Annotated in this window: 14 protein-coding genes; 5 read left to right on the top strand and 9 right to left on the bottom strand. The window is 57.8% G+C overall.

Features of this window, described 5'->3' with window-relative positions; translation table 11 throughout:
• Positions 1 to 3: 3 nt before the first annotated feature.
• From ROLI_RS02090 to ROLI_RS02080, 3 genes are read right to left on the bottom strand one after another with little or no spacing between them, the layout of a single operon-like run.
• The gene (locus ROLI_RS02090) at positions 4 to 1,239 is read right to left on the bottom strand and encodes an MFS transporter (RefSeq protein ID WP_187428273.1); all 1,236 of its coding nucleotides are present in this window, start codon (positions 1,237 to 1,239) and stop codon (positions 4 to 6) included.
• A complete protein-coding gene (locus tag ROLI_RS02085; protein ID WP_187428272.1) occupies positions 1,236 to 1,994 on the bottom strand; it encodes a DUF1365 domain-containing protein in 759 nt (252 codons plus the stop codon). The genes ROLI_RS02090 and ROLI_RS02085 overlap by 4 nt, the downstream gene beginning before the upstream one ends.
• Complete coding sequence (locus ROLI_RS02080) at positions 1,991 to 3,319, bottom strand: NAD(P)/FAD-dependent oxidoreductase (RefSeq protein WP_187428271.1); 1,329 nt, start codon at positions 3,317 to 3,319, stop codon at positions 1,991 to 1,993. Before ROLI_RS02080 ends, ROLI_RS02085 begins: the two co-directional genes overlap by 4 nt.
• Positions 3,320 to 3,546: 227 nt before the next feature.
• On the opposite strand from ROLI_RS02080, the gene ROLI_RS02075 reads away from it, so the two are divergent.
• Together ROLI_RS02075 and ROLI_RS02070 are read left to right on the top strand one after the other, a co-directional pair.
• Positions 3,547 to 4,098, top strand: a complete 552-nt coding sequence (locus ROLI_RS02075) for a sigma-70 family RNA polymerase sigma factor (protein WP_316247390.1) — start codon at positions 3,547 to 3,549, stop codon at positions 4,096 to 4,098.
• An 8-nt stretch (positions 4,099 to 4,106) separates the two neighbouring features.
• Entirely contained in the window at positions 4,107 to 4,766 is a 660-nt protein-coding gene (locus ROLI_RS02070) for a ChrR family anti-sigma-E factor (protein ID WP_187428269.1), read from the top strand.
• Positions 4,767 to 4,873: 107 nt separating this feature from the next.
• Here ROLI_RS02070 and ROLI_RS02065 read toward each other — a convergent pair whose 3' ends face one another.
• From ROLI_RS02065 to ROLI_RS02045, 5 genes are read right to left on the bottom strand one after another with little or no spacing between them, the layout of a single operon-like run.
• Positions 4,874 to 5,914 carry a mandelate racemase/muconate lactonizing enzyme family protein gene (locus tag ROLI_RS02065; RefSeq protein ID WP_316247389.1) on the bottom strand — a complete coding sequence of 347 codons (1,041 nt, stop codon included), beginning with the start codon at positions 5,912 to 5,914 and terminating at the stop codon, positions 4,874 to 4,876.
• 58 nt (positions 5,915 to 5,972) lie between these two features.
• Entirely contained in the window at positions 5,973 to 6,923 is a 951-nt protein-coding gene (locus tag ROLI_RS02060) for a 2-hydroxyacid dehydrogenase (protein ID WP_187428268.1), read from the bottom strand.
• Positions 6,924 to 7,772, bottom strand: coding sequence for a fumarylacetoacetate hydrolase family protein (locus ROLI_RS02055; protein ID WP_187428267.1), 849 nt, complete (start codon positions 7,770 to 7,772; stop codon positions 6,924 to 6,926). It abuts the gene before it with no gap.
• An 11-nt stretch (positions 7,773 to 7,783) separates the two neighbouring features.
• Positions 7,784 to 9,583 carry an IlvD/Edd family dehydratase gene (locus ROLI_RS02050; RefSeq protein ID WP_187428266.1) on the bottom strand — a complete coding sequence of 600 codons (1,800 nt, stop codon included), beginning with the start codon at positions 9,581 to 9,583 and terminating at the stop codon, positions 7,784 to 7,786.
• The gene (locus ROLI_RS02045; RefSeq protein ID WP_187428265.1) at positions 9,580 to 10,341 is read right to left on the bottom strand and encodes an SDR family oxidoreductase; all 762 of its coding nucleotides are present in this window, start codon (positions 10,339 to 10,341) and stop codon (positions 9,580 to 9,582) included. The genes ROLI_RS02050 and ROLI_RS02045 overlap by 4 nt, the downstream gene beginning before the upstream one ends.
• 196 nt (positions 10,342 to 10,537) lie before the next feature.
• Here ROLI_RS02045 and ROLI_RS02040 point away from each other — a divergent pair, with 196 nt between their 5' ends.
• Positions 10,538 to 11,425: an NAD(P)-dependent oxidoreductase gene (locus ROLI_RS02040; protein ID WP_187428264.1), complete on the top strand. Its 888-nt coding sequence runs from the start codon at positions 10,538 to 10,540 to the stop codon at positions 11,423 to 11,425.
• Positions 11,422 to 12,405: a D-erythronate dehydrogenase gene (gene denD / locus ROLI_RS02035; protein WP_187428263.1), complete on the top strand. Its 984-nt coding sequence runs from the start codon at positions 11,422 to 11,424 to the stop codon at positions 12,403 to 12,405. The genes ROLI_RS02040 and denD overlap by 4 nt, the downstream gene beginning before the upstream one ends.
• Here denD and ROLI_RS02030 read toward each other — a convergent pair.
• Positions 12,369 to 13,058 (bottom strand): GntR family transcriptional regulator, encoded by a 690-nt coding sequence (locus tag ROLI_RS02030; RefSeq protein WP_187428262.1) that lies wholly within the window; start codon positions 13,056 to 13,058, stop codon positions 12,369 to 12,371. The genes denD and ROLI_RS02030 overlap by 37 nt on opposite strands.
• Before the next feature lie 191 nt (positions 13,059 to 13,249).
• Here ROLI_RS02030 and ROLI_RS02025 point away from each other — a divergent pair, with 191 nt between their 5' ends.
• Positions 13,250 to 14,272 (top strand): TRAP transporter substrate-binding protein, encoded by a 1,023-nt coding sequence (locus ROLI_RS02025; RefSeq protein ID WP_187428261.1) that lies wholly within the window; start codon positions 13,250 to 13,252, stop codon positions 14,270 to 14,272.
• The last annotated feature ends 56 nt before the right edge of the window (positions 14,273 to 14,328 follow it).

Here is a 14,328-nt window from a genome sequence, read left to right as displayed (position 1 = left end):
TCCTCAGACCTCTCTCAGATTGGTCATCGCCAACAAGGCGATTGCAACGATTTTCAACACACAAGGGACGGCCGCATATAAAAACGCCAAAAGCGCCAGCGCCTCGGGCGGGTTGTCCACGGCTGCCCCACTCACGAAGCCCGCCCGCTCCAATACCGGCAGGATGGCAACCGCAGCAAAAGCCAGCGTCAGTTTGGACACGAAAGACCAGAGCCCAAACCCCTCTGCCGCGGAGGGCGAAATCTGCGCCATACGGTTGGCAAAGAGGGCAGGCAGCAAGGTCAGATCAGCCCCGAGTGTCGCGCCGGACGCCAGACATACCAAGGCGAACAGCGCCCAATCTCCGGATCCCAGCGTTAAAGTAAATCCAAAAGCGCAAATGGCCAGTACCATGGCAAGAATCAGCACGTCCTTGGCCCCGAAACGCTCCGCCATCTTGCTCCAAAACGGGGCGGCAATAGCTGCTGACAGGAAGAACAAGAGCAACAGCGGGCCTTCATATCCCGGCGCTTGCAGACGGCTTTCAACGAAGAACAGAAAAAGCGTGGAACTTACGGCCACCGGGGCTGCGTTGATCAGGGCGATCAAAAGCAAGCGGCGTGCAAGCGGGTCGCGGAACACGACACCAAAACCAGTCGGCGGGGCGAGGCCCTTGGTGCCCCATTCACCGCGCATGGCATGCACCGCCCCCACCGCCAAGATCGCAAACCCCAGGGCGAACCCGGCAAAGGGCGACACCATCACCGGCGCAAGTGCCACCGGGGCCACCGATGCCGCACAGACCCCCAAGAGGGCACCGCTTTCACGCCAACGCGCCAGCCGCAGATGCCCCTGGCCCGACAATTGCGTGCCTTTCATGACGCCCTGCGCATAAAAGTTGATGGTCAGGAAACTGAAGGCCGAAAAAACCAGCGTCAGGGTCAGCGCGAACCAGATGAGCGGGGGCAACAGCGGCGGTATGGCAAAGAGCCCCACCATCGCCAATGCGATCACGCCGCACCCGATGGCGACGGCCACCGCACGGTGATCGCGCAATCGTTCGGACAGCCGGGCCAGTAACGGATCCTGTACCACATCCAGCAAACGCAGAGCAAAAAGCATCGCCCCCAAGGATGCCAGCGACACGCCATATTCATCCACATAAAACTTCGGCGCGTGGATATAGATCGGCAGGCCCGCCGCGGCGAGCAAGGCGGCAAACAAAGAATAGGCTGGCATCCGCGCGCGCGCTGTGCTCATCGCGAAACCTCTTTGCTCGGGGGCGTCGGGCGGGCGCGGTAGCTTGCGCCCTTGAGCCATAGCTTGAAAGCCTGCCAATGGATCAAAGCCACGACCCGGCGCGCCCCAAACGGCCGTTTGAATGCAAATCCCAGGATCGACCGGTTGCTCAAGCCACGCCGTTTACCGGTCAATGTGGCGATCAACCCGCCGTCCCCCCGCGTGTAATCGATCCAGATGCCGATACGCTCATCGGTGATGTCGAAACGGAAACTATACCCCCCGCCGACGGGCTGAAACGGGGAGACGTGGAATATCTTTTGCGCGCTCAGCGTGTCGCTCGGTGTGATCGGGGCAAGGTCGGGATGGTGACACAGATAGGAATGGCGATCCCCGAACGTATTGCTCACCTCCGCGATGACCGTGATCAAGGCACCGTCCGCACGGCGGCACAGCCAGAAACTGACCGGATTGAACACATGGCCCAACATGCGCGGCTGGGCGAGCAATTCGATCTTTTCCACACCTGTAATCTGATGTTGCTCCAGCACGTCACGCACCCAAACGGCCCCGCGCCCCTGTTTGGGCGCGCCGCCGTGATCGCTATCGTGCAAAGAGGTCAAACCGCGGCCATTGCGCGTGAATAGCCGGGGCGTCTGCACCTCGGCCTCCGCATCCAGCAAAACGTAATCCACCGAATAGCGAAACGCGTTTTCCACCGATCCCTTGCGACCATGGTAGGTCTGGCCTGCGATATGATCGACGGCTGTGCTCATTCGGCGGCAACACGATCTTGCGACATCCGGTCCAAAGCACGCACCACATCAACCGCACTGCTCAAACCGTCTTCATGAAATCCATTTTTCATCCAGGCCCCGCAGAACCAGGTATTTTGCGTGCCATTGAACTCTGTGATCTCTTTTTGTGCCGCCAGTGCCGGCAAATCATAGACCGGATGTCGCAGGGTCACCGCATCATAAATGCACTCTTCGCGGATCGTGCGTTTCGTGTTGAGCGTCACGAAATGCAGATCGTCCTGGGGAATGGGTTGCAGCGAATTCATCCAGTACGTCAAATCAATGCGATCGGATTTCGCCGCTTGATCCTCGGTATAGACCCAACTGGCCCAGGTCTTGCGACGTTTCGGCATGATCCGCGTATCACAATGCAGCACGATATCGTTGGGCTGATAGGCAATCGCGCCAAGCGCGCGGGTCTCCTGCTGTGAGGGGTCCCCCAGAAGGCGCAGGGAATCATCCGAATGGGTCGCAAAAATCACATGATCGAAGAACTCCGGCTCCCCGCCCTGCGCACGTATCATGACGCCGCCTGGCTGGCGCGTGACCGATTGCACATCTGTGCCCAGCCGCAGATCGGCACCCATCGCGCGCAACGCCGCCTCCAGCCTGCGCACATATTGCGTCGAACCGCCCTCAACCGTGTACCACTGGTGCTGACCATTCACGCCCAGGAGCGCGTGGTTCTTAAAAAACGCCACCATGGCGTGGGCGGGGAAATCCATGATTTTCTGGGTCGGCGTCGACCAGATCGCACCGGAGAGCGGCAGCATGTAATAATCCCGAAACCAGTCACCCGTGCCAAGCTGTTGCAGAAATTCGCCAAGCGACAGGCTACGGTCTTGCGCGATCCTCAGAGCGTGTTTGTTGAAGCGCAAGATATCGCGCACCATGCCTAGGAAAGCCGGCGTCACCGCGTTGCGCCGTTGCGCGAACAATGCATCCAGAGAGGTCAGCGCATATTCGAGCCGTCCACCATCAATAGAGGCTCCAAAGCTCATGTTCGAGGCCACCACGGGCACCTCGAGTTGCTCGAATAATGCCGACATAAAGGGGTAATTCTCGTGGTTGAATACGATAAACCCTGTATCCACGGGCTGATCGCCGTTCTTGCCCGCCATAACGGTCCGGGCATGCCCGCCCAAACGGGTCTCGGCTTCAAAGAGAGACACATTATGGTTTCGACCCAGCATAAAAGCGGCGCCCATACCGGATATGCCCCCCCCTATGATGGCGATTTTCTGCGGTTGTCTGGAGGTTGGATCGGGAGAATAGAGGCCTGATGCCAGGGCTTCGAAGGGCATAAAAACGGTTCCGGTCTTGCTGGTCTCATTGTCTTTTATACGATGCGCCCTGCAAAGTGGATGCATCTGCGTCAGAACAAATTATTTTTGATCCGGTGATGCAACTGCGCCGTATCGTTTTCATGTTATCAATGACAAATCATGATGCTGTAAAGGCGGCGGCAGTCAGCTTAATCGTACATCCTGCGGTGAAAGAACCGCGGGCTGAAAGGACCAGGCGAAGAGACGTGAACGTAAAGATTGAACCCAAACGACTTTTATGGGTGGAGCATGTTGTGCGGATCAGGGATCAAAAGGATACCGCCGCTTTTGCCGATTTGTTTGCCCATTTTGCGCCCCGCGTAAAAGGGTTTTTGATCAAATCCGGTGCGGATGCGTCGCTGGCGGAAGAATGCGCGCAAGACGTTATGGCGACGCTGTGGCACAAGGCTCACCAGTTCGATCCGACGCGGGCCTCCGTTGCAACGTGGATTTTTACGATTGCGCGAAATCGCAAGATCGACCTGTTGCGCAAACAACGAAGGCCGGAGCCCGAAGACCTCACATGGGGCCCCGAGGAAGAACCCGATCAGGCGGATATCCTGACTCTACAACAAGAAACGGAACTATTGGGCACGGCCCTTGCTGAATTGCCGCAAGCCCAGAGGGAGTTGATCGAAAAGGCGTATTTTGGGGATTTGACCCATAGCGAAATCGCCGCTCAAACCGGTCTGCCGCTCGGCACGATCAAGTCTAGAATTCGTCTGGCGCTGGAACGCCTGCGTCACGCAATGAAGTGAATGGTAATATGACCGAGTCAATTAAGCACCACCTTGATGACACCATCCTCATGGCCTATTCCGCCGGGACGCTGCCCGAAGCGTTCAGTTTGATGGTTGCGACACATTTGTCGCTATGTGACACCTGTCGCGCGCAGGCCGAGAGCTTTGATGCCCTTGGCGGCGAGATGCTGGAGCATATCGACGCGCACGCAGGCACAGCGCTGCGCCGTAACAGTCTGGAGGCTACCCTGGCATTGATCTCTGGCGGTCCTGTAGAAACGCCCGAGACGACAAGCGTCGCATGTCCGGTTTTGCCAAAACCCCTGCGCGATTATGTCGGCGGTGATCTTAACGCGATCCGCTGGAAACCCGTTGGCATGGGTGTGAAACAGGCGATCCTGCCGACGTCAAAAGACGCCTCCGCAAGGTTGCTGTTGATCCCGGCGGGCATGGCGATGCCTGACCACGGCCACCGCGGAACCGAAATGACCATGGTGTTGCAGGGTGCTTTCCAGGATGAGGACGGCTATTTCGCGCGCGGCGACGTGGAGACGGCGGATAGTAATATGCATCACACGCCCGTCGCGGACATCCACGAGGATTGCATCTGCCTCGCGGTCACGGATGCGCCTTTGCAGTTTGATTCGTTACTGCCAAAAATCGCGCAACGTTTCCTGCGTATTTAAAGCGTTTCCCGGAATATCTGAAATACGATCTATCATTTAACCCGTCGGGATATTTGATTTCGGGCAGGGTTAATCGACTAAGGTCTTTCCGCAAACGCGATAGGCAATCATACCGTAATATCGAACGGTTTCAGTTGCCCCCATTCAAACGTGACACCGATACCGGGATCATCGGGCGCAACCGCCCGGTGATCCGTCACGACCAATGGGCGCGTTGTGTAATGATCAATTGGGAAACTATGGATTTCCATCCAACCCGCGTGGGGCTGCGAGGCCATCAGGCTGACGTGTAACTCCTGCATGCCATGGCTGCACAGCGGAACGCCTGCTTTCCTTGATACTTCCGCAACCTGCAACCATCCCGTAATGCCACCGCAATTGGATGCATCCGGTTGGATGTATCCCAAGTCGCCTTGCGCCAGCGCCATTTCAAACTCATGGATCGTATGCAGGTTTTCGCCCTGGGCCACGGCCATCCCCGAGGCGTGCGTGATCTGGGCATATCCGGGATAATCATCCGGGATAATCGGTTCCTCGAACCATAGAATATTCTGATCCTTGACGGCATTGGCAAGCGAGATCGCCTGCGGCACGGTCATTGCGTAATTCGCGTCAATCATGAAGGCCACATCCGGCCCAATCTGTCGGCGTACCGCGCGAATCCGCGCCACATCCTCGGCTTGCGTTGGTTGGCCGATCTTGATCTTGACGCCGTTGAGCCCGGCATCCAGATAGGCCTGCACATGGGACAACAATTTAGGCAACGGGTAGCCCAGATCAATTCCGCCGCCGTAAGCCTTGCAGGTTTTACCGACCCCTCCAACCATTTGCCACAACGGCTGACCCGCGGCCTTGCATCGCAAATCCCATAGCGCGATATCCACGGCTGAAATCGCAAAACTCACAATCCCGCCACGTCCGACGTAATGCATGTGCCATTGCATCGCGTCATAGAGCGCCTCGATGTCCTCGCACTCCTGCCCCACCAGAAAGGGGGCAAGGTCATGATCAATCATCGCCGCCGTCGCATGCCCGCCGCGCCCACCGTTGTAGGTGTAGCCGGTTGCCTCGCGCCCATCTTCCAGCGTGATCGTCACCGTGATCAAGTGGAAATGGCTGTGACTGCCGTGCTTGGCATCCAGCAGCACCTCATCGAGCGGGATGTTGAACAGGCGCGCTTTGACGGCGGCGATCCTGGTTATGGCGTTACATGTCCGCGCATTCGGGCACCGGGCTGATCACCGTGCCGTTCTCCAGATGTTGCAACAGGTTATCCACCGTCAGCGCCCCCATAGCGGCACGGGTTTCATGTGTCGCGCTGCCGACGTGGGGCAAGAGCACCACGTTGCTGAGCGCGCGCAGAGCCTCGGGAACTTTCGGTTCCGCCTCAAAGACATCGAGCCCGGCCCAACCCAAACGACCGTCCTGCAAAGCCGAAATCATCGCGGCCTCGTCCACGACCGACCCACGGCTGACGTTGATCAGCGTGCCTTGCGGCCCCAATGCATCCATGACCTCGCGGTTCACGATCTTGTTGGTCGACGCCCCGCCCGGCGTGATACAGATCAACGTATCCACATCGCGGGCCATCGCCGTCAGGTTGTCGTAATATTTGTAATCGACGTCCTTCTTGCTGCGCGAGTGATAGACAATGCTGGTGCCAAAAGGGGCCAGTTTATCCGCTATCGCCTGACCAATCCGGCCCAGACCCAGAATACCGACCGTCTGCCCATCCGCAGAACGCGTCAACGGCGCATTACCCTCGGCCTCCCAACGGCCCGCGCGCACGTAGGCATCATCGCGCAGCACCTCGCGGTAGCATGACAGCATCAGCAAAACGGCCGTGGTCGCCACTTCAGCGTTCAACACATTGGGCGTATGGGTGACCACAACGCCCTTGGCGCGCGCGGCATCCGTGTCGATGGCATCATAGCCGACCCCGTAACAGCTGATCGCCTTGAGGTTCGGCATCGCCGCCATGAAAGCGGGCTTCACCCCGTCATGACCATTGGTGCCAACATAGGTGATCTTTGCGCCATGCTCATCCAGCCAGGTTTGTGGGTCATCCATATCCTTAGCCCGGTGAATGGTGAATTTCTCCCCCAACCGTTCCAGCATGATGTCCGTTGCGCTGCCAATCAGAAACAGTTCCGCCATTTATGCGTCCTCCGTAACGGTCTGGCGCTGCTGGCCGAGACCTTCAATCGTCAATTCCATCACGTCCCCTTTTTTCAGGTAGACCGGCTTTGGCTTCATACCCATGCCCACACCGGGGGGGGTGCCGGTCGTAATGACGTCACCCGGATGCAGCGTCATCAACCCCGACAGATGTTCGATGATTTCGGCCACGGTGAAAATCATCGTCGACGTATTGCCGGTCTGCATCCGCTTGCCGTTCACATCGAGGCTCATCGCGAGGTTTTGCGGGTCAGCCACTTCATCGCGCGTCACCAGCCACGGCCCGGTCGGGCCGAAGGTGTCGCAGGATTTCCCCTTGGTCCATTGCCCGGTCAATTGCGTCTGGAAATGCCGCTCGGAGACGTCATTGATCACGCAATAGCCAGCAACATGATCCAGCGCGTTCTCTTTGCTGACGTATTTCGCCTTGGTGCCGATCACGACGCCCAGCTCCACTTCCCAATCGGTATTGGTTGAACCGCGCGGCATCGAGACATCGTCATTGGGTCCGACCACGGCGGAATTTGCCTTGAAGAACAGGATCGGATGCTTGGGGATTTCCGCGCCTGTTTCCGCCGCGTGATCGGAATAGTTCAGGCCGATACACATGAATTTGCCGATGTTACCAACACAAGCCCCGATGCGCGGAGAGCCCGCCACCGCGGGCAGCGTGGCAGGATCAATCGCGCGCAGCTTTGCCAGACCCACATCGGACAGCGCATCCCCCGCAATATCGCTTACATGGGCCGACAGATCGCGCAGCGTGCCTTCCGCATCCAGCATTCCAGGTTTTTCCGCGCCGATCGCGCCATAACGTACAAGTTTCATCTGTATCCCTCTTAGTGGTTGTCGCGCGGCATGAACTTGCGCGCAATATCTTGATATTTATCGGCATCCTCAAGGATCATGCCCTGATCAAACCGACCTACTTTCTCGCGGAAATACTGTTGCCAGGGCGATTGGTTTTCAGGGACCTCATAGCCCCCGGCCGCCAGCAGGACCCGCGCCCGTTCGGCCAATTCATCCAGCGGCACCAACATGTCAGCCGTACATTTGGTCAAATCAATGCGCACCGTATCACCGGTCTGGAGCAACGCAAGGCCACCCCCATCCGCCGCCTCAGGCGAGGCGTTCAAGATTGACGGGCTGCCCGAAGTGCCCGACTGCCGCCCGTCCCCGATGCAGGGCAGAGCCTCGACACCCTTTTTGATCAGATAGGAAGGCGGGCGCATGTTCACGACCTCCGCCCCGCCCGGATACCCCTTGGGCCCGGCACCGCGCATGAAAAGCACGCTTTTTTCGTCAATATTCTCGGCGGGATCATCAATGCGGTGATGAAAATCCTCCGGCCCGTCAAACACCACCGCGCGCCCTTCAAAGGCGTTCATATCATCAGGGTTGGAGAGGTATTTGGCGCGGAAATTCGGGCTGATCACGCTGGTTTTCATGATTGCGCTGTCAAACAAATTGCCTGTCAGGTTGATAAACCCCGCCTGCGCTTTCAGCGGATCGGAAACGGGTTTGATCACCTTGGTGTCCTCGCTGCGCCGCGCCGCGCAATTCTCGCCCATTGTCTTGCCATTCGCGGTCATTGCACCCGGATGCGGCAACAGACCGGCTTCCATCAGTTCACCGACCACGGCGGGGACGCCACCTGCATGCTGATAATCCTCGCCAAGGTATTCGCCAGCGGGCTGAAGGTTCACCAATAGCGGCACATCATGACCGATTTTTTGCCAGTCATTATTGTCCAAAGGCACATTCAGATGCCGCGCAATCCCATTGAGGTGGATCGGCGCGTTGGTCGACCCGCCGATCGCGGAATTGATCACGATGGCATTTTCAAAGGCTTCGCGTGTCATGATCTGCGAGGGGCGCAGGTCTTCCCAGACCATCTCGACAATCCGCCGCCCGGTTTCATAGCTGATCTGCCCCCGCTCGCGATATGGGGCCGGAATAGCCGCCGATCCGGGCAATTGCATGCCCAGGGCTTCGGCCAGCGAGTTCATCGTCGTCGCCGTCCCCATCGTGTTGCAATACCCAACCGAAGGCGCGGAAGAGGCGACAAGTTCCATGAACCCATCGTCATCAATCTCACCCGCCGCCAGCATTTCGCGGGCTTTCCACACGATGGTGCCGGAGCCCGTACGCTCGCCCCTAAACCAACCATTCAGCATCGGCCCGACAGACAAAGCCACCGCCGGAATATTCACCGTCGCCGCCGCCATCAACAGTGCAGGCGTGGTCTTGTCGCAGCCGATGTTCAGCACCACGCCGTCCAGCGGGTAGCCAAAGAGCGTCTCAACCAAGGACAGATAGGCGAGGTTACGATCTAACATCGCCGTCGGGCGCTTGCCGGTTTCCTGAATGGGGTGCACCGGCACTTCGATACAGGTCCCGCCCGCCGCAATGATCCCGTCGCGCACACGTTTGGTCAGTTCCAGATGGTGACGGTTGCAGGGAGAAAGATCGCTACCCGTCTGCGCAATCCCGATGATCGGTTTGCCGGATTGCAATTCGGCGCGCGTCAGCCCGTAATTTAGGTACCGCTCCAGATAAAGCGCGGTCATTTCCGGGTTGTCCGGGTTCATGAACCACTTGCGCGACCGTAGGTCTTTTATGTCGATTTTCTTGCTCATTGGCCTGACCACCCTCCGTCAATGATATGTGGATGCCCGGTTGTGAAACCGCTCTCGTCACTGGCCAGATACACCACCAGCGCGGCGATTTCCTCCGCCGTGGCGACGCGCCCCATGGGTTGGCGCGATACGAATTGCGTCATGGCCTGCTCTTTGCTGCCCAATTGCGCGCCCAAAGCGTCGACACGATCATGCCAGCTCGGGCTTTCGACTGTGCCCGGACAGATCGCATTGCAGCGGATGCCCTTGGCGACGTAATCAACGGCCACGGATTTGGTCAAACCGATCACGGCGGCTTTCGTCGTGCCATAGATAAACCGATTGGGGGCCCCGATCACGGATGAACAGGCCGAGGACATATTGATGATCGACCCCTGCCCGCGCTCCAGCATCCCCGGCAGCGTCGCGCGGATCGTGCGCAACATCGAGCGCACATTCAGGTTCATGGCAAATTCCCATTCATCGTCCGTCGCATCGAGCACAGAGCCATGATGCACGAAGCCCGCGCAGTTGAACAAAACATCCGGCTGCGCGCGCGCCACGCCCTCTTTGACGCTTGTATCATCCAAGGCATTTAATTCGAAAATTTCGATATTTTCGTGATTCGTATCCCGAATCGTGGAAAGCGCATCCATGTTGATGTCCGTCGCAAAGACCTGCGCCCCCTCCGCAGCCATTGCCAGCGCAGAAGCCCGACCGATCCCCTGACCGGCGGCCGTCACCAACGCGCGCTTTCCCTTAAGTCTCTGTCCTGTCATAATTATCTTTCCCCCTATCTGCGCCCACCTTGCTGCATGATCCGATGCAGGACCCGCTCTGGAAGGTCATCAATATTGCTGACTTCACTAAAAATCACTGGACGGGCTGGTCCAGCGGCTCTTTTTCGTTAGCGTATGTCAGCAGCCAAGCTTTGGCTACCGCTTTGAAATCAGAATTTATGGGACACCACAGACAATGACAATTTCGCGCAAAGTCACGCTGATCGGAACCGGGCTGATGGGGGTTCCCATGACACGCAATCTGCTCAAGGCGGGCCATCAGCTTACCGTCTGGAACCGAACGATTGCGAGAGCCGAACCCCTGGCGCATGACGGTGCGCGCATCGCCAGCAGTGAAGTGGACGCCGTCACCGGGGCGGAATTCGTGATCACCATGCTCTCGGATGGTTTTGCATCCGGCGCTCTGATCGACAACCCGGATGTCCAAGCGGCGCTATCCCCCGGCGCGATCTGGATCGACATGTCCAGCGCCAAACCCGAACACGCACGCCAGCAGGCCGAAACCCTCACCGGGCTGGGGTTTGGCCATCTGGACGCGCCCGTATCGGGCGGCACGAAAGGGGCAGAGGCCGGAACGCTCGCCATCATGGTGGGCGGAAAGGCGGATCGTTTTGAGGCAGCCCGCGCGGTTTTCGAGGCGATGGGACGCCCGGTGCATGTCGGACCATCCGGTGCGGGGCAGCTCTCCAAACTGGCCAATCAAACGATCGTGGCCGTGACAATTTCAGCCGTCGCCGAGGCCATGTTGCTTGTCGAGCAGGGCGGTGCAAACCCTGCAGCGGTCCGCGCGGCGCTGAAGGGCGGTTTTGCCGATAGTGTGATCCTGCAACAGCATGGGGAACGCATGTCGGAAGGCAATTTCGAACCCGGCGGGCTTACGAAATTCCAGGTCAAGGATCTGAATAACACGCTGGATGAGGCCGCCAGTCTTGGTCTTGAATTGCCCGCCACAGAGAGTGTACGCGACCGGTTTCAACATTTCATCGACGCGATGGACGGCGCAGAGAAGGACCACTCCGGTCTCTACCTTGAACTCAAGGCCCGCAATGGGTTGAACACATGAGCCGGGTCCTGATCATTGGCGGCGGCGGTATGGTGGGTCAGAAACTGGCCGCGCGCCTTCTGAACGAAGGCCTGCCGGGGCATTCGGAACCCGACATCACCCTCTTTGACGTTGCCTTCCCACCAAATGGTGTTGTCGGAGCGACGCATAAAACCGGAAACCTGTCCAGACCGGGCGTTGCTCGGGATTTGGTATCTGAGCGTCCAGATTTTATATTTCATCTGGCCGCAATTGTGTCGGGCGAGGCCGAAACCGATTTCACCAAAGGCTGGGACATCAACATGATGTCCATGTGGCACCTGCTCGAAGCATTCCGAAATGCTCACGACACATCAGGCGGGAGCTATGTGCCCAAGGTGGTTTTCACCTCTTCCATCGCCGTTTTCGGAGGCCCGTTCCCGGACAAGATCGACGATGAATTTCTGTCGGCCCCGCAAACCAGTTACGGCGCGCAAAAAGCAATCAGCGAGCTGATGTTATCCGATTTCAGCCGCAAAGGGTTCGTTGACGGGCTGTCGCTGCGTCTGCCAACAATCTGCGTGCGGCCGGGCAAAGCGAATCTGGCGGCGTCGTCGTTTTTCTCCGGGATCATTCGCGAGCCTCTGAATGGCAAGGAGGCCATCCTGCCGGTGGAAAGCTCAGTGCGTCATTGGCATGCCTCGCCGCGATCAGCTGCGGGGTTTCTGGTGCATGCCGCAGGGTTGGATACGGCACGCCTTGAGGGGCGGCGCGCGTTAAACCTGCCGGGATTGAGTTGCACCGTCGAAGAACAAATCGAGGCGCTGCGCCGCATTGCGGGTCAGGGCGTCGTGGACCGGATCAAGGTGAAGCACGATCCCGATATCATCAGGATCGTACAGGGATGGCCGCGAGATTTTGATCCCGCGCGCGCTGTTTCATTGGGGTTCAGCGCGGAATCCTCATTTGACGACATCATCCAAACCTATATCGCGGAGGATCTATCAAACGTATCGGCGTGATGCTTTTGCGGTAAAGGACGTATCAGGTTGCGCGCCAGATGATCGTTCACAGTGACGCGCATGAGGTCTTCGTTGCGTTCCAGTGCGGCATCCAGAATCGCCTGATGCTCGCGGATATTTTCGGGAAAATATCCGTAATTCGTCTCGGCTGAAACAAGTTGCTGGCGAAATTGCTCATAAATCACCTTATGCGTGCTTTTAAGCAGATCCGAGCCGCAAGCGTCGATCAGCGTTTCATGAAACTCCTGCTCTGCCCTGCTCCATAGCCCAAGCAGGGGAATCATATTACCGGATGCGCGCACGCGTGTTTCGATGTGCGACAGCTTGTGATGCGCCGCGCTAAGACGGGATTCCCAATCAACGCCACCCAGACGGATGGAATGGCAGGCCCCCTCACTTTCCAGCAGAATACGCATGTGCGTCAACTCATGTTGTCGCTTAGCAGATTGATAAGGCGACTTGAATCCGCGTTGTTCTTGAAATTCCACAAGGCCAACTGTGGACAGTCGAAAAAGCACTTCTCGCACTGTGCTGGCCGAACAATTGTAATCTTCACGTAGCTTTTCTGCGCGCAGTTTGGTACCGTAGCCAAATTCGCCCGTGATCAAACGGTGTCTCATATCGTCAAAGATGTCAGCGTCCTGCGCGGCCATTCAAGCTCTCCCACCACATCCCAAGCGTGATCCGCAAAATTTCGAAAATCAACAATAATATCGAAATTCTGGAAAAATAAAATATTTTCTTGCCTGATCCACCTTGCTCAGCCTAACGTTTCGTTAGCGTATTCACGACCGGGTCCATGAGAAACCCGTACCATCCATGCGCTCAACGTCTGGGAGGACATATGAAAATCATCAAAAAGGCGGCATCGGCTGCCGCAATAGCTGCCCTTGCAGCCTCGACGGCGTTTACCGCGTCGGCGGAAACCACAACGCTTCGCATTCAGACGCATTACGCGCCCGAAACAGTGTCGGGCCAATTGGCCGGTCAATACATGCAAGACATTCAGGACATGTCCAACGGCGAGATCGTTGTCGAGATGTTCTATTCGTCATCCGTCGTGAAGTCGGTCGAAACCTTCGACGCCGCCTCAACGGGCATTCTGGATTGCGACATGACGGGGGGCGGCTATCAGACCGGCAAAAACTCCGCGTTCCAATTCGTGGGCGACATCATGGGCGGCTATGACACGCCTTATCAACAGCTGAGCTGGCTCTATTTCGGTGGGGGTCGCGAAGCGGCGGCACCGCTCTATAATAAATACGGCATGGAGCTGATCGGCTGGTGGGTTTACGGGCAGGAAAGCTTTGCCTCGAGCAAACCCATCGCCAAGGTTGAAGACTTCAAGGACTGGAAATTCCGCTCCCCCCCCGGCATGCAAACCAAGATCTTTGAAAAGCTTGGTGCCTCGCCCATCGTGATGGATTTCACCGAGATCTTCACCGCTCTGGAAACAGGTATCATTGATGGCGCCGATGCGTCCGGTCTGGCCAATAACGTCGGTCTGGGTCTCTATGATATCGTTAAACATGCCAACTTCCCCGGTTTCCATTCCATGCCGTCGGACCATCTGGCGTGCAACAAGGCCGTGTTTGACGCGATGCCTGCGCACCACCAGAAGATCATGAAGGTGGCGATGGAAGCCCTCGCACTGCGCACCGCTCTGACGTTTGAGAAGAAGAACGCCGAAGCCGCGGCACAGTTGCGCGCACAAGGTGTGACATTGTCCCAGTGGGCCCCAGAAGAGCTGGCTAAATTTCGTGCCGCAGCCCAGGCCACATGGCCTGAGTTCGCCGATACGCCAGAAGCCAAAGCGCTGGTTGACAGCCATTTGGCCTATCTCGATCAGCTTGGGCTCAAGCAATAAGCTGAGCTGACCACAGACCCCGCCGGACATCATTCGGCGGGGTCTTTTTGTCTTGG

Origin of the sequence: Roseobacter fucihabitans, from assembly GCF_014337925.2 — a bacterium.
In the GTDB taxonomy this organism is placed as follows: domain Bacteria; phylum Pseudomonadota; class Alphaproteobacteria; order Rhodobacterales; family Rhodobacteraceae; genus Roseobacter; species Roseobacter fucihabitans.
The sequence above is the reverse complement of the archived record's forward strand: the minus strand, read 5'-3'. Positions and strand labels throughout refer to the sequence as shown.